The following is a 24,714-nucleotide window of genomic DNA, read 5'->3' as shown; positions in this document are numbered from 1 at the left end:
GAGTGCGCGCGAGGTATGGGGGCTGCGAGCCGTACCCGCCGGATCGTCGGCCCGAGCAGGAAGGAGGGCGTCCGCTGTCCTGGGAAGGCCTGCTGATCGCGACCGGTACCGTCGTTCTCGCTGTGATCTTCGCGGTCGCGGCCCACATCTGGCTGCATCCGCTGCTGCTCTGAACATCAACCAGCCCCCGTTGGGCACGCCTTGAGCAGGAGGAACTGTGTCCACCGATGCCGTGGCGCTCGTCGCAGAGGCGGCCTGGCTCCTGCTCATCGGCCTGACCGTCGAACGGTGCATGCTGCTCGCAGCCCAGATGCAGCGGCGCCGGCATCCGCTCCTCCGTCCCCAGACCTGCTGGAATGGATCATGGTCCTGGGAATGGTCCGAGCTGACCCGCCGCACGACCCATATGCGCGCCGGATCCGGGGTGTAGCAGATGAGCGGAACGAAGCGCCCACAGGCTTCAGCCGAGGCCGAGCGCACAATGAGCGATGCGCCTCTCATCGTCAACCTCGACGAGGCAGCCCTCGTCCTGGCCCGGATACAAGGTCTGGACCCCGAGCTCACCCACCTGCTGATGCAGCCGAGGGCCCCGTACCGGGCTCGGTGGACTCCGTACCCGTAGAGGGCCGCAAGAAGGACCGCGCGCACGCGGCTTCGCGGCAATCCGGACTGTCGGCGCCATTCCGGGCGGCGGGCGAGGACAATGTTGGAATGATCTACGGCTCTTACCGCGTCAAGGGCGCCCCGACCCTGGGCGCGTTGCCCGGCCAGGACGGACCGTTCGGCAGCTGGCCCGGACCGGCCGAGAGGGACCACACCGGCAGCATGCCGACCCGGGCGAGGCGGTCGCCCTCGCTGCGGCGCCGTCTCCCGGAAGCGGGAGCGGGCGGTGACGCTGTGGCGGCAGGTCCTGGCCGCGCTCAACGACTCGACCCTTGACGACGCCGCCCGCGAACGCATCGTGGCCCGCGGAGCCGCCCAGCTCGCCGTCCGCCGCACCCCCGATGGCCAACAGGCCGCCCCCGAGGCAGTCATCGCCACGGCGGCCGAGGAGTTCGGAATTCTCCTTGACGCCGGCCAGGCCCGCACTGCCCTCCGTCAAGCAGCCCCGCGCCTGGGGTAACCCGAACGGCCGGACAGCGTTGAACTTGGTGTGACTACGACGATGCGGCCCGCGCCCGTCACCGGCATGCAGCGAACCGGCAGCGAGCCGGCTTGCCGCCCCGAACTGGAGCCGATCTTCACCGGCCTTGCCTGGCAGTGGGAGACGGACGGCCGCTGCGTTCCCGGCCGCCCAGACGAGGAGGACGATCCTCGCCCACCGCTACCCCTGGCCCGGACGCTGACCGTTCGGCGCGGACGCGGCATCGCGCCCCCATAGAACCCGCAGGCGCATCCCGTCGCCCCGCACCCGGGCTGCCGGGCCGTCACTGTGACGGGGCCCGGGTCCGGCAGCCCCACCAGCCCACCGCCCGGCCCCACAGTGCCTCCCTGCGATTCTGCGAGTTTCGGCAGGCACCGCATGCCCGGCGCAGCCGCACCACTACGCTTGCCGGGTGAGCACTGAGGCACCTCTTGGATCCGCCCCCCACGGCCCTTGCGATTCATCGGCGGAGGCTGAGCTCGAAGACTGGGACGACCTTGAGATCGCGGAGGAATGGGAGCGGCTGTGCTCGCCGGCGACGCGTCGTGTCCTGGCGCTGGCCCTGCGCGCCCTGAGCGCCGCTGCCTCCCACGACGCGGCACTGTTCGGCGACAAGCCGTTCGACAGCACCGCAGACGGTCGTGGTGCCGGATTCCTGGTGCGGTTGCCCCGCTGTACCGACGGCCTGGGCAGCACCTTTCGCAGCCAGTTCGCCCCGGCCGCTGAGGGGCTCCTCGACGATGTGCTGAGCGGCAGAGTCCCGCTGGGGCGCAATCCAGCCGAGGGCCTGCTGATGCACCTGATGATCGAGGAAGCCCGCGCGATCCACCTCCGCGCGGTCACCGACGCCGGCTTCTGTGCTGCATCGGGGCTCACCGACGACCTCGACGACTCTGCGCAGTTCGACTGGTCCGCACTGCGCGAGCTGCTGTTCATGGAAGACGATCTTCTGAGCCTCTACGGCGGCATCGCGCTGAACCGTACGAGCGGTCCGGCACTCTCGCTCACCACCACAGCGGACGCCTGGTCCTGCCACTACGGCGTTCTTGCCTTCCGGACCACCAGCGGGGCCGCTCCACAGGAGCGCTGCGCTGATACGCCGGTCCTCCTGGGCCTGGTGGAGGGCGATCCCTGGGCGGCACTGAACGAGAGGGAGCGCGATCGCCCGCACGGACCGCGGGCCGACCTGCTCTCGCCGGCAGGCGCCCTGCTGTGGGCGGGCGTCGCCGAAGAGCTCGCTGACATCGGCTACCACCAGGCCCTGGAGTGGACGGACGCCCCCTACGTCCCGTTGATCCCGGACGATGAGGACCCCGAGGACATCCTGTTCATGCGCCTGCCCCGCTGCGCCGACCGGCAGGACCGGGCGTTCCGACTCCGCATGGCCCGGGCGTTCGCCGACCTGGCCGCCGACGTCCGTGCGGGTGCGCTGCCGGTGCCCCGTACGCACGGTGAGGACCTGGCGATGACCATCACCTGCAACCGCGCCGCCGAGCGGGCCGAATCCGCCCAGTCCATGGCCGAGGACCCCTTCGACGCGGAGGAAGGCGAGGAGGACTGGTACGGCATTCCGCTGACCGCCTTCGCCCGCCTGCCCCCCTCCGAATTCGACTACTCGGTCATGGACGAAACTCTCACCGCAGCCGCAGAGGCCTACCTGCTGTGGGGCGACGAGACGGGTTATGAACACCCCGATCACGAGGTGAACCAGAAGATGAGCGGGGAAGATCTGCGCGCGGAGATCTGGTTCGACACCTTCGCCAACGTCCACCCCCGCCCAGCCGGCCGCGGATACCCTGAAGGAATCTGGGACCGGCTGCCTGCTGTCGCCCGCGACGCCCTCGAGCTCCAGGCCCTGCAGCAGGAGATCAGCGACGCCCGCCGTCAGGATCCCGGACCGCAGCCCGACGAACTCGACCGCCCCGCCCGCGACTGCGGGTGCGGCTCACCCTGCTGTCCCGGGCCCGGCCCGTGGCACGGTCCGGGCAGTAGTGCTTCCGCGTACGAGCAGCGCGCCCTCGGTGACGTCCGTGCCCGCACCCCCTTTATCGCGGCGATGCGCCAGCGCGTTCTCGTCGAGCTGGGCCGCCTCCTGCACAAGGAGAGCGGGGACGCCCAGCTCCTGGACTCCGGCGAGCCGTTCAAGACGACGGGCTGCCTCGTCCTGAGCGACCGCCCCCCGGTGGCACTCGAACAGCTGCACCAAATTCTTCCCGGTGTCACGGCCCCGGGATGTCGCATGCGGCTGGGAGTCTGCTGGGCCGGTCCCGACGGCCGTCATGAAGAAGCTCAGTGGTACTGCGTCGACGTGACCGGCATCGAGGAACACTCGGCCGGCCCGAAGGACGAACCCTGGCTGCGCGTGGCCGCCGACGAGGTCTTGCAGGCGGGGATGGCCCTGGCCGACATCATCGCTGTGCGACGCGCCGACCCGGCCACACCCCTGTCCCCCCTGCCCGCCTGACACCAGCCCCAGGACACCTCATGCCCACATCAGCACCGGATCCCCGTCGTGCCGCACTGACCTCCGCTCTTCTTCCGCTGCTGCGGGCCAGCTGCCCCTCGGACGCAGGCGGCTACGGCGGCAGCGTCGAGGTGCGCTTGCCCGACACCGAGGTGCAAGAGCTTGGCGGCACAGACCTGTTGCGGGCGTCACTGCGCGCTGCGGCACGACAGTTGGGCTGGAAGATCGAAACCTACGCGATGACGGGTACACAACACGGAACGATGTTGGGGGTCAGCGACCGCCGCCCGGTTCCGGAGCCCTTCACCGCGGTGGTCGCCGCCGACATGGCGCGCCGGACGCGTGCTGCTGTCGACCGGGTGGGCCGGCCGGGCAGCCCTGTCCCGCAGCCCTCACCCGTCTGCGACCCGCACCTTCCCACGGCAGAGTTCAGGGCCGCCTGCGCCGCGGCAGACCTCCGGACACACGATCCGGCCCTTTAGTCACCTTTTAGGCCGTTTCGCCAAAGAAAGGTGGCGAGCCGGAAACACCCCAGACTTCGCCGTCGAGCAGCACAGGGGCCACGCCTCCCGACTGCGACGGTGCATCCGCGTGGCGTTCTCTCGCTGCGTAGACCGTTGGCTCATGCGCCTGTCCGTGATGTCAACTTGCACACTGACGGTTTCCCTATCGACCGAAGGACCGAGCCGTGCCCGACCGACCTGAGATTGTCTGCATCTGCGGCTCTAGCCGGTTCGTGGACCAGATGCGTACGGCGAACCGTGATCTGGCTTTCGCAGGTGTCATTGTTGTCGCACCGGTCGAAGCAGATGAGTTGATCACCAACGAGCAGAAGACCGCGCTGGGCGTCCTCCACCTGCGCAGGATCGACCTGGCTGACCGGGTCCTGGTCGTCAACCCAGGCGGGTATGTCGGCGAGTCCACGAGCAGAGAAGTTGCATACGCTCACGCCACCGGCAAGCCGGTCTCGTTCACCGATCCTGTCTGACCAGCAGACGCTTCGTGGTGCGTGCGGGCCACCGGAGCGGCTGCGCTGATCGCCGACGGCAACGGTGACCACCACGGGACTTACCGGCGCATCCTCGACGCCGGCCACCCCGTTCTGGCCCTCCCCGACACCGACCCGGCCACCGGCGCCGAGCAGCTGCGCGCCAACCTTGACCAGGCCCACGAGCACCGCCAACGCCAGGCCGGACAGACGCTCAGCCTTGCCACCGCTCGCAACTGATGAAGGGGGAGACTGTGCCCAATCTCGACCGGTTCGTCATCGACGACGGCCGCCACCTGCCCCAGATGACCATTGACGAGGACGCCTCCACCGCGGCCGGCGCCGCCCGCTTCCGTGCCACCTGTTCCTGCGGCCGGATGTCCCACCGCCCTGCGGGCACCCGCGAACAGGCCCTCGGCGCCCACCTCGCCCACGTCAACACCAAGGCCGGCCCGCCCCGCAACCCGACGTGGCTTCCCTTCGGGGCCCGCGTCGTCATCCTGGCGGCGGCCATGTTGATGCTCTGGGGCCTCTGCTACGCCACCGGCCAGGTCGTTGTCCACAACCAGGGCCTCACCGGCGCCGCTGCCATGACCCTCCGCGGCGGATCCCACCTCGCCGGACTTGTCCTGGCCTTCGGCCTCATGGTCGCCGCCCGGCGCTCCATCGCCCCCACCCGCGCCTGACACCCCACGGACCGGCCTGTCGGCGGATGACGGCGACCGCGCGCTGCACCGGCGTGGGGATGATCACAGAATTGTCTTCGGTTCGAGATAGCCGCAGGCCAGGGGCCCTCGGCATGATCGGGGGATGTTCGCCAAGCTCCGCCGAAACCGTCGCCCCACCTCTGCAGCCGGGCTGCCCGCCGCTCCCTCTCCCTCTCTCGATGTGCCAGCCGAGGTGCCGGTCGCGGACCGCGAGGTTCTGGCTCGCATTGAGCGTGTCCGGGCGGCGCTCACCAAGGCGGGAGCCCCAGTGCGCGCGTATGCCCCGGAGCCGAACTGGTTCGCCGAGGTCCGCTCGGGCGGACGTCTGGACCTCGGCCCGCAGCGGTTGAGCGAGATCTCTGGTCACGTCGGGGGACTGCCCGCACAGTGGATGCTCTCCGAGGAGACCTGCGTAGACCTCCTGCGCCGGATCGGCACGAACGCGGCTTTGCAGGAGTTGAAGGACGAGGGGATGGACGTGCGGTTCTGTGGCGTCGACCTCACAGGTGTAGACGAAGCGTCCGTTCGGGCCCTGGGCAACTACGTGCGCAAGCAGATCGCCGCCTGCGAGGAGCCCGGTGGACGGTCGAAGAGCACCTGCCTCTCCTGACCGGGTCGCTCCCCGTCCGCGCCCCGGGCAAGGCACGAAAACGGGCATCAGCTTCCCTCGGACAACGCGGGAGCGCTACCGTGGCCCCATGACGAGGTTCCAGGTCGAGATGAGCGATGAGTCAGGCGGCCGGCTTCAGCGTGCCGCCGCGGCCGAAGGTGTCGACCCCGATACGTTCGCGACCGCCCTCGTTGAGGCGAACATGCCCCGGCATCTGTTTCTCACGGGCGCCCAGGCGTGCATCGACGAGTTCGGAGAGGCCTTCGCCCTCCGATTCGGCCCGAGCCGCCCCGGCCGCCAGGTCGCCTGAGCCAGAAAGACCCCTGTGCAGCTCTCGATCGATCGTCCGTGGCTGTTGGAAATCCTCGAGCAGCGTCTGGGTGACCACCCGGATGTCACCGACTGGGGTGCGACAGCAGCCGCTGTTGCCCGTCACAGCGACATGATCATGGATCAGGTGGTCTACCCGGAGCCGCACCACCGTGCGGCTGCCCTGCTGCACAGCCTGTTGAGGGTGCCTGCGCTCGCCCACTCCAACGAAATCTTCGCTCTTTCGGTTGCCTACGGCTTTTTGAACATGTGCGGCCTGACCGTATCGGCGAAGGCCGATGAGGTGGGCGACCTTATTGAGGCGACGCTTGCTGGAACCCTCGACGTGCGGCAGATCGCCGCTCATTTCAAGAACTGGACCACCTGAACGTCCTTCAGCGCCCAGATGCTGAAAGCGCTTCCTACGCCGAGAACTGCCGCATCTTTGGGGCCAGCGCGTACCCGCTATGTTCTGGCGCCCCGCTACGCGGCCGGCCTGCGTCGACAGGCGGTCACCTGGTTCAGAGCGCTCTGGAGACCGGCAGGAGCTGGCCGCGGAGCAGTCGGATCGCATGTGGAGGGTCGGCGACATGCCGACAACTCAGGCTGCCGGAGGAACGGGCGGCGCGGCCGGGTGATCGGGGTGGGACGTCCACACGTCAGCCATCTCCGTGAGCTTCCGGAGAATGTGTGCGGCCTGGTCCTGGTCGCCGCCGTGCACAGCGTTGGCGTAGTCCTTGTCGAGGTCGTGGGCCGTGCGCCAGGTGTCCGCGTACTCCTGTGCACCATGCGGGTGTTGCTCGATGCGCCGGTCTTCGAGGCGGTCGCTGATGAACTGGTAAATCCGTACGCCGGTCGGGAGGTCCGCAAGGGCCGGGCCCGTGTGCCCGCTCATCGCGTACCTGGGTACATCGGGCCTGGCAGAGGCAAGACCGGCAGGGAGTCCTTCTCCTCCAGCGGGGTGCCGGCGAAGCCGGGAGTCTCGAAAAGGACCGGCGTCCAGCCAGCGGCGGTCGTCTGACAGTTCAGGAGTGCCCGCTCACAGCTCTCGCCGGCATCGAGCACGACGTCCAGGAACTGCGATGGCTCGACCTCGTGACAGCTCTTCCTCTCGCCTCCGCGGGCGAACGGCGCGACCCGGTCGGAGTGGGGGTGCTGATCGGCCACAAGGAGCTCCTCGCTCGAGGTCAGTGCGTGCCTGCTGAGCCTATGCTCCCGGACAAGCAGGTAGGGCCCGAATCGGCCCACCCTCGTCCCGGTGCTGCGCTGCCCGTCCCGGAACGAACCGTGGGCGCGCTACCGCCAGTGTCAGTGGCCGCTGCGAGAGTGATCTCATGACCGCGACCATGACGGACGTGCGGGAGCACGACGACCAAGAGCTCGTCGCACTGCTGCGTGTGCCCGTGCGCAGCGTTCTCACCGAGCGGGCCGAGGGGATCCGGCGGACCTTGCCGCCACGCCCGTCCGATGTCCGCGACCAATACGAGTGGCTCCGCTCCCTCGACGAGAACCAGGCACGACGCGCGGCGCTCCTCGACCGCCTCGACGCACTGTGTGGCCACCTGTCCGGGTGCCCGAACCCCGGGTACGACCCGGCCGATCCGCTGCCTGCGGAAGCGCTCGAGGAGGCCGACGGTTTCACCAGCGAGACCACTGCCCGCCTCGCCGTCGAGTACCGGCGGACGAAGCTGACCGCAGCCCCCGAGAGGCGAGCACCTTGGGATGGCCGGGGCATTGTCAGTGGTGCGCGTTAGCGTTGTCCCAACGGCTAGGCGTGTACTGCCGTCCGCTGCCGTCACCGGCGCCCACGCCGCTCGGTGACCCAGTTGGCCAAGGTCTCTCGGGGCCCGCGTTGAGAATGTTCCTGCCCGGTGTGTACTGACTGCCGACGGCAGCGTGGGGTTGTCGCGCCAGGGAGTACAGCATGCCGAAGAAGCAGTCCACCGCCGCCAAGAAGTCACGGAAGGCCGCCCTCCAGGGCGCGAAGTACACCTCTGCCCTGCGCCAACTGCGCAGCCCGCGAACCGCCACCGCCGTGCTCGTTCCTGGCGAGCGCGGCGCACTGGCCATGACGATCGGTAGCCGCACCTCGACCGTGCACGGGCTCCGGGGCCTGGACAGCGACCTGTACTGGTCGGGCTGGGTAGTCGGGTCCGGCCAGAATCCGGCGGACCTCTTCCCTGGCGGTGGCCGGCTGGAGCTGTCCCGCAGCGAGCGGGGCATGCTCGATGATCAGGCGGCGGAAATCTGGGGCACCGTTCCCTTCTCCCAGAGCGCCGACTCCTACGGCCGTGCGGTCGCCTGCGCGATCGAGGCCTTCGGCGGGCACATCGCGGACTGGGACGTGCAGGTCGACGAGGACCGCCGGATCTACATCACGCTCGGAGAGGACTACGCGGACCGCGAAGCCGATGAAGAGCAGCCGCGGCGATGGGTGGTCGGATGGATGGACACCCGCGGATGGTTCACCTTCCTCGAAGCGGGCGGCGGTGAGTCCCTGGGCAGCTGTCTGAGCGATCTGGCCTGTCCCCTCATGTCCCTGCCCAGGCAAGTCGCCGCCGAGGTGGCGCACCTGTGGGGCGGGGCGCCGGCCACCGAGCCGCCGCTCCCGGGGCTGGAAGAGCCCGCGAACGAGTGGCGCCCGCCGCACGGCTACGTGCCGGAGCCGCCCGTCACCGGTGACCCGACGGACGTGATCCTGGACCTGGAGCGGTCACTTGCCGCCTACCTCACGCACCCGGCCGGCGGCGCGCGGCAGGCCGCGTAGACACGACGCCAGAAGCTGGTGGCGTGGTGGCGGCCGCCGTCGGACGAGAGGCGTCGGTGGCCGCCGGCATCTACCAGGTGACGACTGACGCGAACCTGGGCGGGGATCGCCGGGCGTAGCACCGATGGTGCCGCTGACCAGGGGCAAACCGAGAAGATGACGAGCACACAGGTGCATGGTGAGCAGCTAACGTGCACAGGCCCGAACAGCCGAGAGATCGGGGAATCTGGAGCCATGCAGGGAACAGAGGACGAAGAACCGCTGTCCGGTGGACGGATCACCCCGGGCGTAGTTCGTGTGGGCTACACCGTCCGGCGGCCGGTGACAGCTAGGTCGGCCTTTGTCGCCGAACTGCTCGGCCACCTCGAAGCGAGGGGATGTACCGGCGCACCACGCTATCTCGGTCTCGACGACAGCGGTCGCGACACCTTCAGCTACCTCCCCGGCCGAGTTCCGACGAGATTCCAGACGTGGAGCAACGAACAGGTTGCCGTCGCCGGCACACTTCTGCGATCGCTCCATGAGGCCACGCGTGGCAGCCGCCTCACTGCAGGCCACCCTGTGGTGTGCCATCACGACCCCGGCCCGAACAACGTCGTCTTCCGAAACGACCGGCCCACAGCCTTCATCGACTTCGACACAGCCGCTCCCGGCCATCCCCTGGAGGACCTCGGTTACATGGCCTGGACCTGGTGCGTCTCCTCCAAGCCACAAGCCCAACATGCCCATACCCAGGCTGCCCAGGTACGGATCCTCGCCGACGCCTACGGGCTCGACGCACCTGATCGAGCCGATCTCCTCGACGCCATGCTCGACCGCCAGGCCCGCAACGCCGACTGGTGGCGTCAGCACCTCGATGCGCCCGAACCGCCCGTGGCCGATGACGAACAGATCCGCTCCCGCATCGCATGGTCCCTGCGCGAACACAGCTACACAGCTACCAACCGATCCATCTTCGCGAAGGCCCTGCGCTGACTGCACCAACTGGATCCGCGCAGCGATGCCCGACTCCCCGACGTGTCGGGAGAACTGAGTGGCCGTTCCCCGGAATGGACGACCACGAGAGAAAGGGAGCCAGAGTCCGAACTGCTGCCGAATCGCCGTTGTGCATCGTCGACAGAGCCAACGATCGGCTGTCGACGACTCGTCCCGGTCTGCTCGATCACACCTTCTTCACACCATTTCGTCGCTAGGCTGGCGATAACGCGCCCTGGCCGTCGCGTCCCCCCGTGCGTGGCGGCCGGGGCCGTTTCGCGCCCGCAACCCAGGTGATGCCGGGCGGGCCGCCCCTGCGGGACAGCCCCGGCCGGCATCCGGGGGCGCCATCGGAGCAAAACGGGCGCGTGGTTGGGGAGTTGCCTGCGAGGCTGTTTCTCCAGATCAGCCAGTTCGGGGAACGGACGCACGATGACCGCCAGGCACCTCACCTCCGCACAGCACCGCCGCGTGGAGTGGAAGGTCCTCGACCGGGCCATGGCGCGGTTCTCGACCGACTCGCTGATCGAGCTCCTCCAGGCGGCACTCGTCGCGCCGGACAGCGCCCGCTTTCATGATCATCTGTTGCTGCTGTTCACCCGCGTCCTGCGCACCCCGGCCCGCAGTGGCATCCCTGCCGGCGCCGCCGACCTGCCCGTACTGGTGGAGGCGTCCGTAAGGGCCGCTCCCGGGCGCGGCGTCGTGACCGCACGGGATCCGGGCGATGTCCGTGACCGGGTGCGGTTCACCGTGGCCGGAGACCAACTGCTGGTCCACCCCGGACAACTCGCCCACCCCTTGCTGGTCCTGCGCACCCTGAAGCTGACCGCGGCGGCCGTCGACGAGGCTCTCCACGAGGTTCTCGGATTCGGGGCGGAGGACGTCCTCGAGCTGGTGCTGCGCCTGAGCGACCGGAGCCTCGCCGCGCTCTGTACGGCCTGGCCGGAGTCCGAGTCCGCGCCGGACGGCGGGGAGGGGCGCGAGGTCTCCTGCCGGGTCACGCCCGCCGAGGTCCGCGCGGCCGCCGCAATCGCCTGCGCGGATCCCGCGGAACTCGTGCAGGCCGCTCGGCGCCCGGAGCGCGCCGAGCGGGCACTGCAGTGGCTGACGTGCCGCATCGAGGATCTGCCGCTGCGCTACCACCCGGACATGCCGCTGCTCGGCCCGGTCCTGGCGGTGACCGCGCACGGCCGGCGTCTGCCCGTACCGGCCGGCGCAGCGACGGAGGCCGCCGGCCCGGCCGTCGCCCGCCTGCTCACCTGCCTACCTCCGGCCGGCGTGGAGGCGGCCGGGGCACGCATGCAGGAGGTGACGGTCGCCCGGCTCGCCCAACTGCTGGGCCTGGAAGCTGTTCCCGCCCGGCCGGGCCCGGTGTGTCTGCTCTCCTCGCCCAGCCATCGTTACGACATCGCCGTGGTCAGCGCTGTCGCGGACGGCGCCCTGGGTGCGCGCGTCGAGGAAGGCCGGGCCGCGCTCGCCGACGCCGACGTGCCGGCAGGCCGCGGCCGGCTCGTGGTCTACGGCGGTCCCCGGTTCCTCGGCCCCGAACTGATCCGCGACACCCTCTTCCTGCACGTGGAGGAGGTGGCCGAGATCCTGCACGACGCTGGCGGCGACCTTGCGGCGCTGGCACTGTTCGTCCTGGAGCTGACCGAGCATCCCGGCGTGCACGGCGTCTTTTACCGCGACGCGCTCGACGCCTGGTCGGCCTGGCACCGCGGCGGGACGCTGCTGGCGCCCGGCCCCGACGGCGACGGCGACGGCGTCGCCATGGTCCCCGAGGCCGTACGCGACGAGGTCTGGGAGCGGGCCGCCGCGCGCGCGGGCGTCGACGAGGTGCTGGCCGCCGCCGGACTGCCGCCCGCCGGGGACTTCCGGTACGCACGGCTGAGCGCACCGGAGGCGGGCGGATCCGGCGTGCACGCCGACCTTGAGGACGTCACGCCGGGAGGGCCGGTGGTGGTGCGGGCGGCTACCGTCCCGCCGCTGGTGATCGTCGCCGCTCCCTCCTGCGAGCCGGGCGCCGTCCTGGACGCGGCTGGTATCGCCGGGCTCGCCGATTCGCTGCGCACCGCGCTCACCACCATCGCGGCGGCCGCCGCCCACGCCGCGCTTCCCGGCGGTGCGCCGCTCCTCGTGCAGGTGACCGTCGCGCCCCAGGCCCATCCATACACCGCCGGCCCGGATCCGGACATCGCTTCGCTCGGCCCTGCCGGATGCGGCGCGAGCGTGGGCCGTGGCCCGGCGATGGAGGAGTGGCTGCTGCTGCGGGCCGGTGCGGATCCGGAGGCCGGGCGAATCGGCATCGACATCGACCCGCCGTTGCTCGCCGCGTTCACCGGTGACGGCAGCCAGGGGCACCACATCCTGGGCCGGCTCCTGCACCATCTGATCGAGCGGGTCCGCCGCGTCCGTGGCGCCGGACCGGGCACCGACGCCGATATCTTCACCGCGGCCTGGGACAGCGCGTACCCGGTGCTGCGCCTGGCCGCCACCGCCAACGCGTGGCCGGCCACGGCCCCCGCCTTCACTCTGCCGCACTCCCGGCACGTGCACGCCCGGGCCCTGCGCACCGCGGCCGCCGCCGTACGGCGCGCCGGCGTACCGTACGGCACCTGGCGTGGCGCCGACGCCTACCGCCGGGGCGGGCCCGCCGAGCAGCTGCTGCACGCGCTGGAGAGCGAACTCGACGTGCAGATCCGCGCCTACCAGCCCTCTCTGGTCGCAGAGTTGGCGCGGCAGCTGAACGCCGCCTGGGCCGATCGCACCCGCTCGGCCCAGCAGAGCGCGGTGAACCTCGCCGCTCCCTGGGCGGCGAACTGGATTGCCGAGGCCGGACAGCGCCAAGCCGACGGAGCGAGGGCCACCTCCGCGCTGCATCTGCTCCTGCAGCAGGCGCTGACCGGCCCGCCCGCCGGCGACCGGCCCACCGACGTCCTCGCTGTCGCCGAGCTCGTGGCGCTGGCCGAACTCGTGCTGCACAGCGGCATCACCGCGGTCACCGCCGCACGCCGCCTGCACGACCTGCACCTGGAGATCGACCCCAGCGGCATCTTCACCCTTACCTCCGGCCCGGGCCCCGCCGAACGGGAGACCGGCCCGGCAGAGGACACCGGGGGCGGCGAGCACCTGGGCTTCGACGCCGACGCCTACCACCGTGCCCGGCAGCAGTGCCTGATCGCCCAGTCCATCGCCGCGGAGCCTGAACTCACCGATGCCGCCTCCGTATTCGCCGCTCCAGCCGCTCGCACCGAGGTCGCGTTCACCGCGCCCGAACTGCCCGCCGGCAGCCAGCTCGCGCAAGCCGACCAGCTGCTTCATCAGCACTGGGGGTGCGGCTTCGCAGCGCTCAACGCCGTCCTTTCCACCGCGGCCGACTGGCCCACCGGGCCGGAGGGGACCGCCGCCGTCACCACCGAGGACCTGGTGGCCGAGAGCGGCGCCTGGTCCGCACTGCCCACCGACCACCTGCGCGCGGCCGTTGCCCGGCTCCGGCTGCACCCCGGCAACGCCGCCGGCACCGGCCCGCACGCCTACACCGAAGTCGAACGCCGGTCCCGGCCCTTGATCCAGCCCCTGATCGACGCCGGCGAGAGGCTGCTCGTCCTGCCCTGGCTCGCCTGCGCCGCCCGCGAGGCGTACGCGGCCTACCTCGACGACGGCCGGCTCCCCCACCCCGACCTTCCCGCCCCTGTCACGCAGGCGCTGCTCCGCCACCGCCAGCACCTCGACCAACACCTCGAACGCGAGATCGGCGAAGCAGTCCGTACCGCAGGACTTCCGCACCGGTTCCGCCTCCTGGAGAAGACCGCCGCCTCCCTCGGCGTTTCCGGCCTGGCCGGAGAGATCGATCTGCTCGTCGCCGATCCGGCGGCCGGGCGGCTGTGGGTGATCGAGGCGAAGAACCCCACCGGGGCCGTCGCCCCCCACGCGCTGCTCCAGCACATCCAGAAATTCACGGCCCGCTACCGCGACAAGCTCTTGGCCAAGACCGCCACCATCGCCGCCCACTCCCGCCAAGCAGCCGCGGCCTGCGGCGTCACCGGTGAACGGGACTGGCGCGTCCTGCCCCTGATGGTCACCCGCACCATCGAGCCGGCCGCATTCCTCGCCGACCCGCACGTCCCGTACATCACCGCCGAGCGCCTCACCGCGGTGCTGGCCGGCCCTGATGACCCCGAGCCCGGCTGGATCCCGGCCACCTGACCCGGGATCGTCGCCGCTGCCTGAAGCGGCCCGCAGGGCGGGAGGAGATGTCCAGGCGTTTCCCGCCAGATGAGGCCCAGTGCGGGGTGCCGCCCGCCGGACGGGCGGCACCCTGGCGGCCGGGCACCGAAGCCGTACATGATCAGCCGCATGGGTAGGAGCGCCTGGGACAGCGAAACGAAGAAGGCCGTATGGGTCGACGACGACATCGAGGGCTTGCCACCGGGCATGGCCGGCGGCCGCTACCGGTGCCGGGCCTGCGGAGAGTGGCTGATCCTCAAGGGCACCCTGCCCGATGCGAAGGTCCAGCCGTACTTCGCCCATCGCGGCAGCGAGGGCTGCAGCAGGCCGGAGCAAGAGGCCCTGCTCGACGCCGCCGACGAAGTAGTCATCCAGCTGCGCGAGCAGATCCGTGCTCTTGCCGGCATCGCGCACTGCACCACCACCTCTCCCGGTGAGGACCCGGCGGACCCGACCGGGATGCCGCCCGCGGTCATCGCGCAGTGCGGCACCACCACCGTGATCTTCGAGGCCCCGACACGGACGCTGCCGGGGCCGGAGACCATCCGGCGCAGGATCCTCGCGGTGCGCGACGAACATGCCGGCGCGCAGCACGTGTGGTTCCTCAAGCGCGACCTCGCCCAGTTCAACGCGCTCGACCCGCACCCCGTGTGGCTGCGCGGCAAGGACGTACTGCACGAGCAAGTGGTCCCCAACGAGCAGCAGGAAGCCATCCTCGCGGCCGGCGGACACGTGTGCTGGCTCGATGGGAAGGTGGTCCTCGTCCCCTACGGCATCCGCCGCTTCCAGCACCCGGTACAGAGCGGGCAGTACTGGACCAACTGGCCGCGGTGGCGCTCGGATCCGCGGGAGGACTGGAGAATCAGCAAGCCGCGCCCTGCGCAGGACGCCCACACCTGGGGGCTGGTTCCCATCGCGTTCGCCTCCCTCACACGTACCCGGGGCATCTTCCGGCCCGCGGACGCGCACCAGGTGATGGACGAGATCTACACCGCGCAGGAGAGCCGGTTCAACTGGCGAAACCAGCGCGCCCGGGAGGCGTACGCCGCCGTGCAGACCCCGCCCCCGGCGGATGCGGGCACCGATCCCGACCCGGCGCCCGCACAGGACGTCCGGACCCCGGACCCCGCTCCGGTGACACCCCCCTTCGCGTCACGGGAGCCGGAAGAGGGAGAGCCCGGCCGGGCTCCGTCCGGAACGCACGAGGCCGGCGGGCCGACGGGCGCGGTGATCCCTCCACGCCCTGCGAATCCGCCGTTCGTGCCGCCCGCTCCTGCCCCCGTGGCGCCCACCGCCGAGCTACCGGGGGGAGGGCGATGGCAGCGCCTGCTCCGGTTCGCCCGGCGCGGTAAATCGTGAGCCCGGTGCCGACCTGCTCGGCCCATGGAGATACGGAGCTTTGCCGGCCGGCGGTGAACAGCCCGGACGCACGTCCGCGTCGTTGGATAGCCTCTGACGGACGGTGAGGAAGGGGCAGTCGCAGATGACAGACGCCCGATGGGGGAAGGCGATCGAGGCTCTGCGCGCACAGGGTGAAGCGGTGCGCGCGGCGGATGCGCGTGTCGAGGAATGCCAAGCGGCGGTCGCAGCGGGTGAGGCGATGAATGTCCGGCTGACCACGGCGGTGGCGCTCTGGCGGCTGTGCGAAGCGGACCACCTTCGGTGTGCCGTGGCGCTGCTGCGCGCGCACCTCTCCCAGGAACGGCCGCCGGTGCGGATGCCGGTCGCCTTGGTCTGGCCGCGTCCACTGCGCCAGCTCTGGAAAGCACGAGCGCAGGACCGCAGCGGTGGTGTGTGGCGGGCACTGCCCGGACCCGCACTGCTCGCCCAGGTCGAGGCAGCCGGTTCCGACGACCTGCTGCATGAAGCCGCCAAGGCGATACGGGCGCTGCAGTCGAGTCTGCACGGCCACCGCACGCGCCCCCGCTTCCACGAGGAGTGCATCCCCGGCCGCTCGCCGTCACCGTTGGCCGCGGGGAGGGCCGCGCCGACAGTGCCGGGATTCGCCGACCCCGGGCACTGGGTCAACCGCACCTTCGCCCGCCGGAGCAGCCCGCTCGTACAGCCGGATGGGACGGAACTGCGCCAGCTCGAGAGCGACGAGCGCGCCGTGCACGAGCGCGCGGAGAGCTTCGGCGCCATAGTGCTGCGGCTGCTCGAACACCACTACGGCCACACGGCCAGGCCGTCCCAGCCGTCGGGGCGGCCCCTGCGGCGGGGAGCGGCCCGCTGGGTCGGTCGTGAGCAGCAAGCGGTGCCGTCCTTGGACCAGTGGCCACAGAAGCTGAATACGGCCCAGGTCATCACGGTGGGCGGCCTCGGGTGGCTGGTGCTCATGCTGGCGGCAATCCCGTGGTCGGTGGCGATGAAGGCGCGGGTCCTCACCGACCATCCGATACCGTTCCTGCTCGCCTCCTTCGCGGTGGCGGCTCTGGGATCCGGCGCCGTGCACCGGTTCGGTCCGCGGCTGATGCGGCTGCCGGGGATCACCGCTGCGCTGCCCGGTGTCACCGCGGCGACCGCGGCCTATCTGGTGATGCAGCTTCAGGGCCCCGTCGTGGGCTACTTCTTCGCCGATCCCCTCGACCGCTTCGAGCGCCAGTTCACCAGCAGGTGTCTGGCCGCCAGCCCCTACCGGCTCGATGGGATCCAGTCCGTGACCGTGGGCAAGACGTTGGTGGTCCGCCCGATCAGCGGGGGCACGACGCTGCGGCTCGGGCCGGCCGAGGACGGGGGCACGCACCCGCTGCGGCCGCAGGACAGCGACACCCAGGCCGTGTTGGAGAAGTACGGCTGCGAACTGCCCTGAGTACTCCGCTTCCAAGGAGAGGCCTGCGCGCAGGACTTCCGCGTGGGCTCACTCTCGCCGGATGAGCACGAAGTCCTCCTGGGCCTGGGTCGCTCACAGCCGAAGGGCGTAGCGCTCACACGCGTTCAGCACCGCCGCCGGTGAGCGCCCGGCCTGGTGACGCTGCACCGGCCCGGCCCGGCCCGGCCGGGAAGCGGGGGCGCGCCGCAGTGGTCCGCCGACTACGGTGATCATCATGGCAACTGGAGAGACGCTCGGGCACTACTGGTCCCACATCACGGTGGCGGCCGCGATCACCGGGCAGGCCATCGTCACGCTCCTGCGAGGGCCTGATCCATTCTTTGCCCTCTACGCGGCGCTGATCGCCGGCGGCGTCTGGGCCTGGCACGGGCGTGCCATCCAACGCGCTTCGGTCGCCGACGGCTGGGAAATCCAGGCGCTGACGTGGGACATCCACGTCAACCGCCGTCCCGCACCGTCCGACAGCGAGCTGTACCGGGAACTGACCGCCCGGATGCGGCAGACCGGACAGCACGTGCGCACCGGCGTCGGCAGGCACGGTCTGGAGCGCATCACCCTCGCTACCTCCAGCGAACCCGGCGGCTACAGCGATGCCCGCTCCACCCGCCACCGGGCCCTTGGTCATCTGTGGCTCGGGATGCGCTGGTTCAACCCCAGGCACACCCGTCACCTGCCCGCCGTCCTGGAACACGAACTTGCCCACCTGACCCGCCGCGACACCACCAAGCGGCTGGTCGCCGAGACCGCCGCCGTGACGGCGACCGCGCTGGCTTCCGGCCTGCTCGCCACGGGCTCCTTCGCCCTGACTGCCCTGGGTGCATGGCTGCTCACCACGCTCTACCACTGGTCGGTCGAAATCGCCTGCGACCTGCACGCGGTGCGCGCCTGCGGCCGGGAGCCGGTCGCCGAGATGTGGCGCGCCGATCTGGCCCTGGAGCGCTCACGGCCGCGCGCCCTTCGGATCCGGGGAACGCTGTGCGCGCTGCGCACGCACCCGCCGCTGCGCCTGCGGGTCTTCTGCGCGATGCGCCTGCCCGTGTCCACCCCGCTGGCGCCGGCCGCCCACCCCCTGCACGCCCCCGCCGCAGCCTGAGCACTGACTCCGCCCGCTCCACAGCGGTGGGCGGCCCGGAGCCCGGGCGCCGCCCCGCATCGCCGTGTGCATGTCGCGGGCGGGACTACCTCCTCGCGAGCATCACCCCGCCACGACGGTCGTCGCTTCCGGGCCACGACCACAACGCCTTCGGGGCGTCCGCGAGGGCCAGGAAGCACGCCGCGCGGCCCGGCTCGTCCACCGAGACCTCAAGAAGGCGAGAGCAGCCGTCACCTGCGTCGCGCACCGCAAGATGCAGCACGTCTGCCTGCTTCTGGGCCAGTGACGTTGCCAGATGGGCCCGGCGCAGGAGCACAGATGCCTCAAAACCGTAGGGCGAGTCGGCGAGCGCGGCGGCGCCCTGTGCGCCGGCCACGCCGGGCACGCGGTCGGTGAGGCTGTTGAGCGCCGACTGCCACTCGCGAGGGAACGCGCGGTCCAGGGTGACCACGGCGCCACTGCTCGTGTCCACGAGGCGAACGCTTTTCGCCTCGGCGCTCCACCGCAGGTGGGCAAGCCGTTGCGAGCCGAGGGAACGCGAGGTACCGACCAGAGCGTGTGCCCAGCGGTGCAGGGCCCGGCGGTCGACGCGGATGACGAGCCGGTCGGGATAGGGACTGATGCTGCGGATGCCGAACAGTCCCATGCCGGCGTCTACCTGGTGTCGTCCGAATTCCTCAGCCAGGAGCTCGACGATCTGCACTTCCCACCGCTGCTGTTCCGGGGAAGGGTTCGGAACAGCCAGCTCCGGGCGGGGATTCACGCGATGGCCCTGCTGACTCTGGGCGTACGTCTCGTTGGTCGCGAGCTGACGCAGGCGGACCATTTCACCCGATTCGGGACTGGATGACGTCTCGTGCATAACGGCTCCCTGTCGCACTGCCCGGCCAATGCACAAGAAGAAGAGAGGGGGGTGAGCCGGCCGATCGGTCAGGCCTTGCCCACGTGGGCTTTTGCCTTCCCGATGCCGCGACTTCCGGGGGCGACATCCCAGCACGGCTGCGTGGACAGCCGATGGAACTCTACTCCCCACACCACCACACTGCGGTGCCATCCGGTGGGGTACACAGGTGTGTCGCGCCGTACGGCACTGCCCCGCCCGCGGTACTCAGCACCGTCACTCAGGCGGCCGGTGGCCGCCGGGCGTTGATCAAGCCGGGTGTAGTGCCGCCGGCGCCCGGACGGTCGCCTGAAGGAACGCGGTCAGCGAGCGCGGCTCCACCCGGTCGTAGCCGAGCACCGGGTGATGACTTGCTGCGGCGCCAGCCCCGCCCGGGCGGCGAGTGCCACACTGGGCCGAGGGCCAGAACGGCCCGGCTTGCCAGGAGAGAGGCAATGACGGGTGGAGAGCCAGCACAGTTCCTCGACTCCGAGCAGTTCGGAGACCCTGCGGCGGCGGAACCGGGTCCGGGACTACCCCGATGCACACGCGCGGATCGAACTGGTGATGTCCGATCCCGCCGTACGGGACCTCGTCCAGAAGGTCGGGGAAGAGGAAGAGCGCCTCGGTACTTTGCTGAGCGGCATCTACCGGACGGAGGTAGCGCGGTGGAATGAGGCACTGCGTGAGGCAGACTCCGAACTGCTCAGCCAGATCTGCCCAGCCAAGCACGGGAGGCACGGCCGGATCTGCTTGCTGGACGAGGGCCATGACTCCGACGCCGGCCCGCACTGGGGGAGGACCACGGCCGGCAGGCCGGTGGCGTGGCTCGGGAGCGCCCCTGACGACGACTGAACGGGCCTCGCCCGCCACCAAGTCGTCACCGGCCTGCGGGCGACAGCTCCTCATGCACGAGGTGGTCTGCTCCATCGCCTTGACCGACGATCGAACCGTACTTCCGCTCCAGCTCGATATAGGTGCTGCGACCTGACCCTGCCTTCTGGTATCCGGCCCACCGGGTGAGGTCCGCGCGGGTGAGCTCGACACCCGCGTTCTGGTGGGCGAGGTAGATCCGTTCGGCCCGCTGCCGCTTGCTCTCATTCTCCGGGGCAGTCCCCACATCGATCGCCGGCAGGGGATCGGCCTGGCCGTCGTCCTCCTCCTCGGCGTCCTCGTCAGCCTCGGTGACATCTTCATCGTCGTCCGCGGCGTCAGTGTCCACGGAGTCCAGTCCGCCCGCGGGGTCCCCGGCTTGTGCTGACGCGGCAGCGTCGTCCGCGAGCAGGTCGTCGCCGGGATGGCCGAGGGCGATCTCCCGTCCGGGATCGGTGACGGCCGCCGCGGCCCCGCCAGGCGACTGCGAGCGGGAGTGATCGGCGGGGGCGGAGGGACTCTCCGCCGTCTGCGCCGGGCCGGACTCCACCGGGGCCGGAAGGGCCCGGCCGGGGAGAGCCTCGGAGAGACCAGCACCGTCCGGCACGAGCTCAGGAACAGCCGCCCGCACGGGAGCCGGCAACGGCATCGGCTCCCCCGCGGGACGGACCGCGTACCCAAGTCGGCTGCGGCGCAGCGGCCGAAGCTCTTCGCGCCCCGCCTTCTTCCGCCAACGCCACCCGTACTCGTCGCGCAACTCCTGGCGGTACTCCAGCTTCTCCTGGAACAGCTCAAGCGCGACCTCATACGAGGGAATCGTGCTCGGCCAGAGCTTTCTGCTGCGCCAGATCAGCCATGTCGACCACGGCGCAAGCAGCCAACGACCCAGCGAGAGCGCGTAGTCCTCCCGCCCAGCCTCGCGAGCTGTCGCGGTCGCGACCGCGTGCCGGACGGCCTCGGTGATCGCGATGAACAGGAGTGGGATGGCCGCATGCATGATCGAGGCAAGTATGTCTGGATATGCGGCCATTGCATTGAATGCCACCGTGGCGATGGTCAGCAGCCATGCGATGTGCCGCAGCAGCGGATACCGCAAGTCCACCCAGGTCAAGGCGAGGTCGAGGCTCAGCATCACGATTATGCCAATATCTATGCCAAGCGGAAAAATGCTTGCAAACCAACCAAATTCCTTCTCCACTGCCAGATCGCGTACGGCCGTGTAGGAGCCGACGAAGCCCGTCAAGGCGATCAGGAGCGAGCCGAACCCGATGATTCCGAACGTCACCCGGCGCCCACGGGTCCAGACGACCCGGCGGCGCCCGTGTTGCCCGGCCGGCGCCGCCCTGCCGAAATCAGCGGTCGTCGTCATGGATCCATGCCCCCTTCGTCGTGCCAGTGCGCGCAGCGCCGTCGCCCATAGAGGTGTGCTCAGCAGCGACCGTGTGACATTCCGCGCCTCCACAGTTTTCGACAGCCGCACGTCCGTATCTGAACCGTAGGAGCGCAGACCCTCCCCAGCCACACCGATTCGGCCCGGAGCGCACGCTGTGACCTGGTCGTTGTCTTCAAGATCGGGCCGACACAGGGTCGAACCGACAGCGAGACTCGCCTAGGCTCCAAGATCCCGGCATATGCCGGAATCGACGACGCCGCTCGGGGGCCGAAGTGATGACCGCGCTGACAACCACCGTCGCCCTGCTCGCCGGCCTCATAGCCGGCACTGCCGTACGGCCTCTGCTGTTCGCCTGGACAGTTCCCGTCGGCGCACCACTTCGGCACTCCTGCCCCACCTGCGACGTGCCGCTCCGAGCAGCAGTACGGCTCCTAGCCCCGCCCCGCGACCGATGTGCGGCGTGCCTGACCCCCTGGTCCGCAGACCGCGGTCTCCCCGAGGCAATGACCGCTCTGGCCTTCGCCCTCATCGCCGTGAGCGGCCTGACCGGCTGGACCGCCGCGGCGCACTACTGGGTCGCCGCATGCGGAACGGCGCTGGCGCTGATCGACGCGAAGGTGAACCGGCTCCCCAACGTCATCACCCTCCCGGCCTTCGCTGGAGTCATCGTCCTGCTGGGAGGTGCCGCCGCGAGCGGAGAACAAGGCAGCCTCCTCCGCGCCCTCGCCGCCGCGGCAGCACTCGGGGTGCTCTTCTTCCTCATGACCTTCGGAGGCATCGGACTCGGCGACGTGAAACTCGCCCCCACCCTCGGAGCCCTGCTCGGCTGGCACAGCTGGGCCGGCGTGTTCCTCGGAACCTTCGCGATGTTCGCGCTCGGCGCCGTGGTCAACCTCGCACGCGGCCGCGTCCGCGGACGCGTAGCGTTCGGCCCCTACATGATCATCGGTGCGCTCGGCGCATCAATCTGCGTGCCTTGACCATTCGAGCCTCGCCAAAGTTGCGCCGACCACTCTGCCCGCTTCTGCGGAAGCTCGCCACGATGGGCACCGCCCCCTCGCGTCAGGCCTGCCGCAGCAGTGCGAACACATCCGGAGACTTTCACTCTGAACCGCCGGGTCGGCGAGACTTCCTCAGCGCGGCCCCATACTGCGTCCCCTAGAGCCAACTTGAAGCCCCTGTCTCTCATCCGTCGCAGCAGTTGCCCAACTTGGAGCCTGTTGCCACAAGGTCGACAGAGGGGGAAGGTAGAACGACGAAGCGTCCCTCCTCACTGAGACTGAGGAGGGACGCTGTCGAACTACCGCTCTAGCTAGGCGCCTAGAGCGGGAGGGCTACTCGGCGACCGGAGCGAACGTATTGGTTGCCGCAGCTGTAATGAACGAGTTCCAGGACGCCTTCGGAAAATGAAGGTTCGCCCCGTGGGGCTCCTTGGAATCACGCACAAATACGACGTCCTGCGTAGACGCGACGGCTGACGTAGACGGAGAAACGGCGCACTCGATGCAGTCTCCTCCGTTCTGACCGCTGTAGCTGCTCTTCCACCACCTGAGCTCTTGTTGCAACGGGGACTCTCCTATCCGTTTCTTCCAAAATGTCCGCCACGACGGCGGCTACCAGGCACTCGACCTGGAGCTTGGTACTTCAGAGTCTCCCTTAGGCACACCCAGGGCCATAGCCGAGGTGGCTAGCCCGCTCCAAGTGGCAATCGGCGGGAGCGCCAGTGCCGCAGGGCCCTTGCCCGGGCTGCGGACTAGAGCGCCGGCATCGCCGATCGGATCATCTGCTCAGAATCATCAGGGGAGGCAGCCAGGCGCTTCAGCGACTCGAACGCCTCGTTGAATGGGTTGACGGCTGCTGTGTCTGAGAGCACGCCGCCGTCGACGAGATTCTCCAGGTATGCAAGGTCGCCTACGGTCTCATCCTCGAAGTCGAGGAGCGTGAACGGGCCGTGCATCGCTGGATGTGCCCCAGACGCGAAGGGAAGAATGCGCACAGAGATGTGCTGCGTGGCCGCGAGGTCGAGAAGGCGCTGGAGCTGTCCCCGCCAAACCTCAGAACTTCCAATCGGGCGACGGATGACGCCCTCGTTGAGAACGAGCGAGACGGTCGGCGGGAGGTCACGATCAAGAATGCTCTGCCGCTTCAGCCTGACCTCAGCTTGGACTTCTTGTGTCGTCTCGTCGGCGTCGGACAGCCCCAAGATGACCTTGGCGTACTCGGGATCCTGAGCTAGGCCTGGCACGAATTCCGGCTGGTAGATGCTGATCGTCTTGGCTGCGGCCTCGAGGCCCAGGTAGGCCTGAAACCAGGCTGGCATGGTGCCCTTGAACGGCTTCAGATCCCACCAATCCTTGCGTGTCTTCGTGATCAGGGCGTAGTTCTCCAGCTCTTCCCGCAGCGTCAGAGAAGCCCCGTACAGGTCGCAGAGGAGGCGAACGTCGCCGATCTCGACTGCAGTGTCCTTGGTCTCCAGCCGCGTCATGCGGGCCGTCGACCAACCAAACCTCTTGGCTACGGCCGACGCCGTCAGACCCTTTGCGTCCCTCAGCCTGCGGAGTTGCAGCCTCAGCAGGATGCGACACAGCGCGACCGACCTCTGATCAGTGGCAGCCATCTGCACTCCTTCATTGGTGACTTGTCGTCAGTCTGACGGCCCGTGAAGCCTTGGACAACGGACGGAGGTTCGCTGTGACGATAGTCGCCGTCCCGATCGCATCGCACCACGAAGATATTCACTGCGAAATTTTCGCAGAGTGGCTTTACGTAGAGAAGACACCCCTGCCATACTCCAGGGGTCGCAACAGATGGCAGTTGAAAGCTCACGTTCGGTAGTCGTGGATGCGCGCCGTCGTGCCACTTCGACGCGAGGACACAGCTCATGCCCCAGATGCCGCAGCGCCTCAGCTGCCGACACGCCCGGACGGCATTACAGAACCTGAGCACCGTCAGCGGAAGTTTGAGCTTGCCGTACGGGGAGGTCGCCCTGGAGAGTCAGTTGAACCCTAGGGCGAAAGACATCAATGCCGCCCCGATGGCCCCCCTTGAAGCCTCGCGACGCGAGAACCTGGGACAGGTCGTCGCTCAGATCGCAGGCAGGGGTCGGTCTCCCCGAGCATGCCTGTATGCCCTCTCCATCGGGGGGCAGCCGCCACGCCACTCGCTCAACGCAGCCGCAGCGTTTGCGGAGCATCAGTCGTGGGAGGTCAAGCCTAGGTGGTCCTACACGGACCACCAGGACGTGACCAATCCCTTGGCTCGACCGGGCTGGCGCCTCGTGCGGGACCAGATTCAAGCAGGCTACGCAGACGGAGTCGTGGTCGTCACAGGTTTCGTGATCAGCTCACGCATTGATGAGTACGGGGAGCAACTCGACTGGTTCGGTCGGCACTCCGCGTTCGTGGCAGTGGTTGTACCCGAAGTTCAGACGGTTCGGCGATGAGCGCCCCGACCA

At 69.7% G+C, this 24,714-nt stretch carries 27 protein-coding genes; 21 read left to right on the top strand and 6 right to left on the bottom strand.

Going from position 1 to position 24,714, the window contains the following annotated elements; genetic code table 11:
• The first annotated feature begins 2 nt into the window (after positions 1-2).
• The 12 genes from ACIREO_RS23250 to ACIREO_RS23195 all read left to right on the top strand — a co-directional run bounded on the left by ACIREO_RS23250 (position 3) and on the right by ACIREO_RS23195 (position 6,610).
• A complete protein-coding gene (locus ACIREO_RS23250; protein ID WP_404113323.1) occupies positions 3-173 on the top strand; it encodes a hypothetical protein in 171 nt (56 codons plus the stop codon).
• 44 nt (positions 174-217) lie between these two features.
• Positions 218-430: a hypothetical protein gene (locus ACIREO_RS23245; protein WP_404113321.1), complete on the top strand. Its 213-nt coding sequence runs from the start codon at positions 218-220 to the stop codon at positions 428-430.
• 51 nt (positions 431-481) lie between these two features.
• On the top strand, positions 482-622 hold the full coding sequence (locus tag ACIREO_RS23240) for a hypothetical protein (RefSeq protein WP_404113319.1): 141 nt from the start codon (positions 482-484) through the stop codon (positions 620-622).
• 267 nt (positions 623-889) lie between these two features.
• Positions 890-1,123 carry a hypothetical protein gene (locus ACIREO_RS23235; RefSeq protein ID WP_404113317.1) on the top strand — a complete coding sequence of 78 codons (234 nt, stop codon included), beginning with the start codon at positions 890-892 and terminating at the stop codon, positions 1,121-1,123.
• 433 nt (positions 1,124-1,556) lie between these two features.
• The gene (locus tag ACIREO_RS23230; protein WP_404113315.1) at positions 1,557-3,608 is read left to right on the top strand and encodes a hypothetical protein; all 2,052 of its coding nucleotides are present in this window, start codon (positions 1,557-1,559) and stop codon (positions 3,606-3,608) included.
• 20 nt (positions 3,609-3,628) lie between these two features.
• Positions 3,629-4,090, top strand: a complete 462-nt coding sequence (locus ACIREO_RS23225) for a hypothetical protein (protein WP_404113313.1) — start codon at positions 3,629-3,631, stop codon at positions 4,088-4,090.
• A gap of 206 nt (positions 4,091-4,296) precedes the next feature.
• A complete protein-coding gene (locus ACIREO_RS23220; protein WP_404113311.1) occupies positions 4,297-4,596 on the top strand; it encodes a hypothetical protein in 300 nt (99 codons plus the stop codon).
• A gap of 21 nt (positions 4,597-4,617) precedes the next feature.
• On the top strand, positions 4,618-4,836 hold the full coding sequence (locus ACIREO_RS23215) for a hypothetical protein (RefSeq protein ID WP_404113309.1): 219 nt from the start codon (positions 4,618-4,620) through the stop codon (positions 4,834-4,836).
• A gap of 14 nt (positions 4,837-4,850) precedes the next feature.
• Positions 4,851-5,282, top strand: a complete 432-nt coding sequence (locus ACIREO_RS23210; protein ID WP_404113307.1) for a hypothetical protein — start codon at positions 4,851-4,853, stop codon at positions 5,280-5,282.
• A gap of 124 nt (positions 5,283-5,406) precedes the next feature.
• Complete coding sequence (locus tag ACIREO_RS23205) at positions 5,407-5,913, top strand: hypothetical protein (RefSeq protein ID WP_404113305.1); 507 nt, start codon at positions 5,407-5,409, stop codon at positions 5,911-5,913.
• Between the two features lie 88 nt (positions 5,914-6,001).
• Entirely contained in the window at positions 6,002-6,223 is a 222-nt protein-coding gene (locus ACIREO_RS23200; protein WP_404113303.1) for a hypothetical protein, read from the top strand.
• A 15-nt stretch (positions 6,224-6,238) separates the two neighbouring features.
• On the top strand, positions 6,239-6,610 hold the full coding sequence (locus ACIREO_RS23195; RefSeq protein WP_404113301.1) for a fic family toxin-antitoxin system, toxin component: 372 nt from the start codon (positions 6,239-6,241) through the stop codon (positions 6,608-6,610).
• 213 nt (positions 6,611-6,823) lie between these two features.
• On the opposite strand, the gene ACIREO_RS23190 is transcribed toward ACIREO_RS23195, so the two are convergent.
• Positions 6,824-7,117 (bottom strand): hypothetical protein, encoded by a 294-nt coding sequence (locus ACIREO_RS23190; protein WP_404113298.1) that lies wholly within the window; start codon positions 7,115-7,117, stop codon positions 6,824-6,826.
• Positions 7,114-7,389: a hypothetical protein gene (locus ACIREO_RS23185; protein WP_404113296.1), complete on the bottom strand. Its 276-nt coding sequence runs from the start codon at positions 7,387-7,389 to the stop codon at positions 7,114-7,116. Before ACIREO_RS23185 ends, ACIREO_RS23190 begins: the two co-directional genes overlap by 4 nt.
• A 167-nt stretch (positions 7,390-7,556) precedes the next feature.
• Between ACIREO_RS23185 and ACIREO_RS23180 the strand changes: the two genes are divergently transcribed.
• The 7 genes from ACIREO_RS23180 to ACIREO_RS23150 all read left to right on the top strand — a co-directional run bounded on the left by ACIREO_RS23180 (position 7,557) and on the right by ACIREO_RS23150 (position 18,114).
• A complete protein-coding gene (locus tag ACIREO_RS23180; RefSeq protein WP_404113294.1) occupies positions 7,557-7,976 on the top strand; it encodes a hypothetical protein in 420 nt (139 codons plus the stop codon).
• Between the two features lie 170 nt (positions 7,977-8,146).
• Positions 8,147-8,989 carry a DUF6292 family protein gene (locus ACIREO_RS23175; RefSeq protein ID WP_404113292.1) on the top strand — a complete coding sequence of 281 codons (843 nt, stop codon included), beginning with the start codon at positions 8,147-8,149 and terminating at the stop codon, positions 8,987-8,989.
• Between the two features lie 156 nt (positions 8,990-9,145).
• Complete coding sequence (locus ACIREO_RS23170) at positions 9,146-9,964, top strand: aminoglycoside phosphotransferase family protein (protein ID WP_404113290.1); 819 nt, start codon at positions 9,146-9,148, stop codon at positions 9,962-9,964.
• 432 nt (positions 9,965-10,396) lie between these two features.
• Positions 10,397-14,170, top strand: coding sequence for a hypothetical protein (locus ACIREO_RS23165; protein ID WP_404113288.1), 3,774 nt, complete (start codon positions 10,397-10,399; stop codon positions 14,168-14,170).
• Positions 14,171-14,320: 150 nt separating this feature from the next.
• On the top strand, positions 14,321-15,550 hold the full coding sequence (locus ACIREO_RS23160; RefSeq protein WP_404113286.1) for a hypothetical protein: 1,230 nt from the start codon (positions 14,321-14,323) through the stop codon (positions 15,548-15,550).
• A gap of 124 nt (positions 15,551-15,674) precedes the next feature.
• Positions 15,675-17,000: a hypothetical protein gene (locus ACIREO_RS23155; protein ID WP_404113284.1), complete on the top strand. Its 1,326-nt coding sequence runs from the start codon at positions 15,675-15,677 to the stop codon at positions 16,998-17,000.
• Between the two features lie 235 nt (positions 17,001-17,235).
• Complete coding sequence (locus ACIREO_RS23150; protein ID WP_404113282.1) at positions 17,236-18,114, top strand: M48 family metalloprotease; 879 nt, start codon at positions 17,236-17,238, stop codon at positions 18,112-18,114.
• Between the two features lie 85 nt (positions 18,115-18,199).
• Here the strand turns inward: ACIREO_RS23150 and ACIREO_RS23145 are convergent, their stop codons facing one another.
• Positions 18,200-18,976 carry a hypothetical protein gene (locus ACIREO_RS23145; RefSeq protein WP_404113280.1) on the bottom strand — a complete coding sequence of 259 codons (777 nt, stop codon included), beginning with the start codon at positions 18,974-18,976 and terminating at the stop codon, positions 18,200-18,202.
• Positions 18,977-19,456: 480 nt separating this feature from the next.
• Between ACIREO_RS23145 and ACIREO_RS23140 the strand changes: the two genes are divergently transcribed.
• Positions 19,457-19,849: a hypothetical protein gene (locus ACIREO_RS23140; protein WP_404113278.1), complete on the top strand. Its 393-nt coding sequence runs from the start codon at positions 19,457-19,459 to the stop codon at positions 19,847-19,849.
• 25 nt (positions 19,850-19,874) lie between these two features.
• Here the strand turns inward: ACIREO_RS23140 and ACIREO_RS23135 are convergent, their stop codons facing one another.
• Positions 19,875-21,236 carry a DUF2637 domain-containing protein gene (locus tag ACIREO_RS23135; protein WP_404113276.1) on the bottom strand — a complete coding sequence of 454 codons (1,362 nt, stop codon included), beginning with the start codon at positions 21,234-21,236 and terminating at the stop codon, positions 19,875-19,877.
• 299 nt (positions 21,237-21,535) lie between these two features.
• Between ACIREO_RS23135 and ACIREO_RS23130 the strand changes: the two genes are divergently transcribed.
• Positions 21,536-22,240: a prepilin peptidase gene (locus ACIREO_RS23130; RefSeq protein ID WP_404113274.1), complete on the top strand. Its 705-nt coding sequence runs from the start codon at positions 21,536-21,538 to the stop codon at positions 22,238-22,240.
• A gap of 354 nt (positions 22,241-22,594) precedes the next feature.
• Here the strand turns inward: ACIREO_RS23130 and ACIREO_RS23125 are convergent, their stop codons facing one another.
• Complete coding sequence (locus ACIREO_RS23125) at positions 22,595-22,825, bottom strand: DUF397 domain-containing protein (RefSeq protein WP_404113272.1); 231 nt, start codon at positions 22,823-22,825, stop codon at positions 22,595-22,597.
• Positions 22,826-23,013: 188 nt separating this feature from the next.
• On the bottom strand, positions 23,014-23,877 hold the full coding sequence (locus ACIREO_RS23120; protein WP_404113270.1) for a helix-turn-helix domain-containing protein: 864 nt from the start codon (positions 23,875-23,877) through the stop codon (positions 23,014-23,016).
• Between the last annotated feature and the right edge of the window lie 837 nt (positions 23,878-24,714).

It is taken from the genome of Streptomyces sp. NPDC102441 (genome assembly GCF_044765585.1).
In the GTDB taxonomy this organism is placed as follows: Bacteria; Actinomycetota; Actinomycetes; order Streptomycetales; family Streptomycetaceae; genus Streptomyces.
The sequence above is the reverse complement of the archived record's forward strand: the minus strand, read 5'-3'. Positions and strand labels throughout refer to the sequence as shown.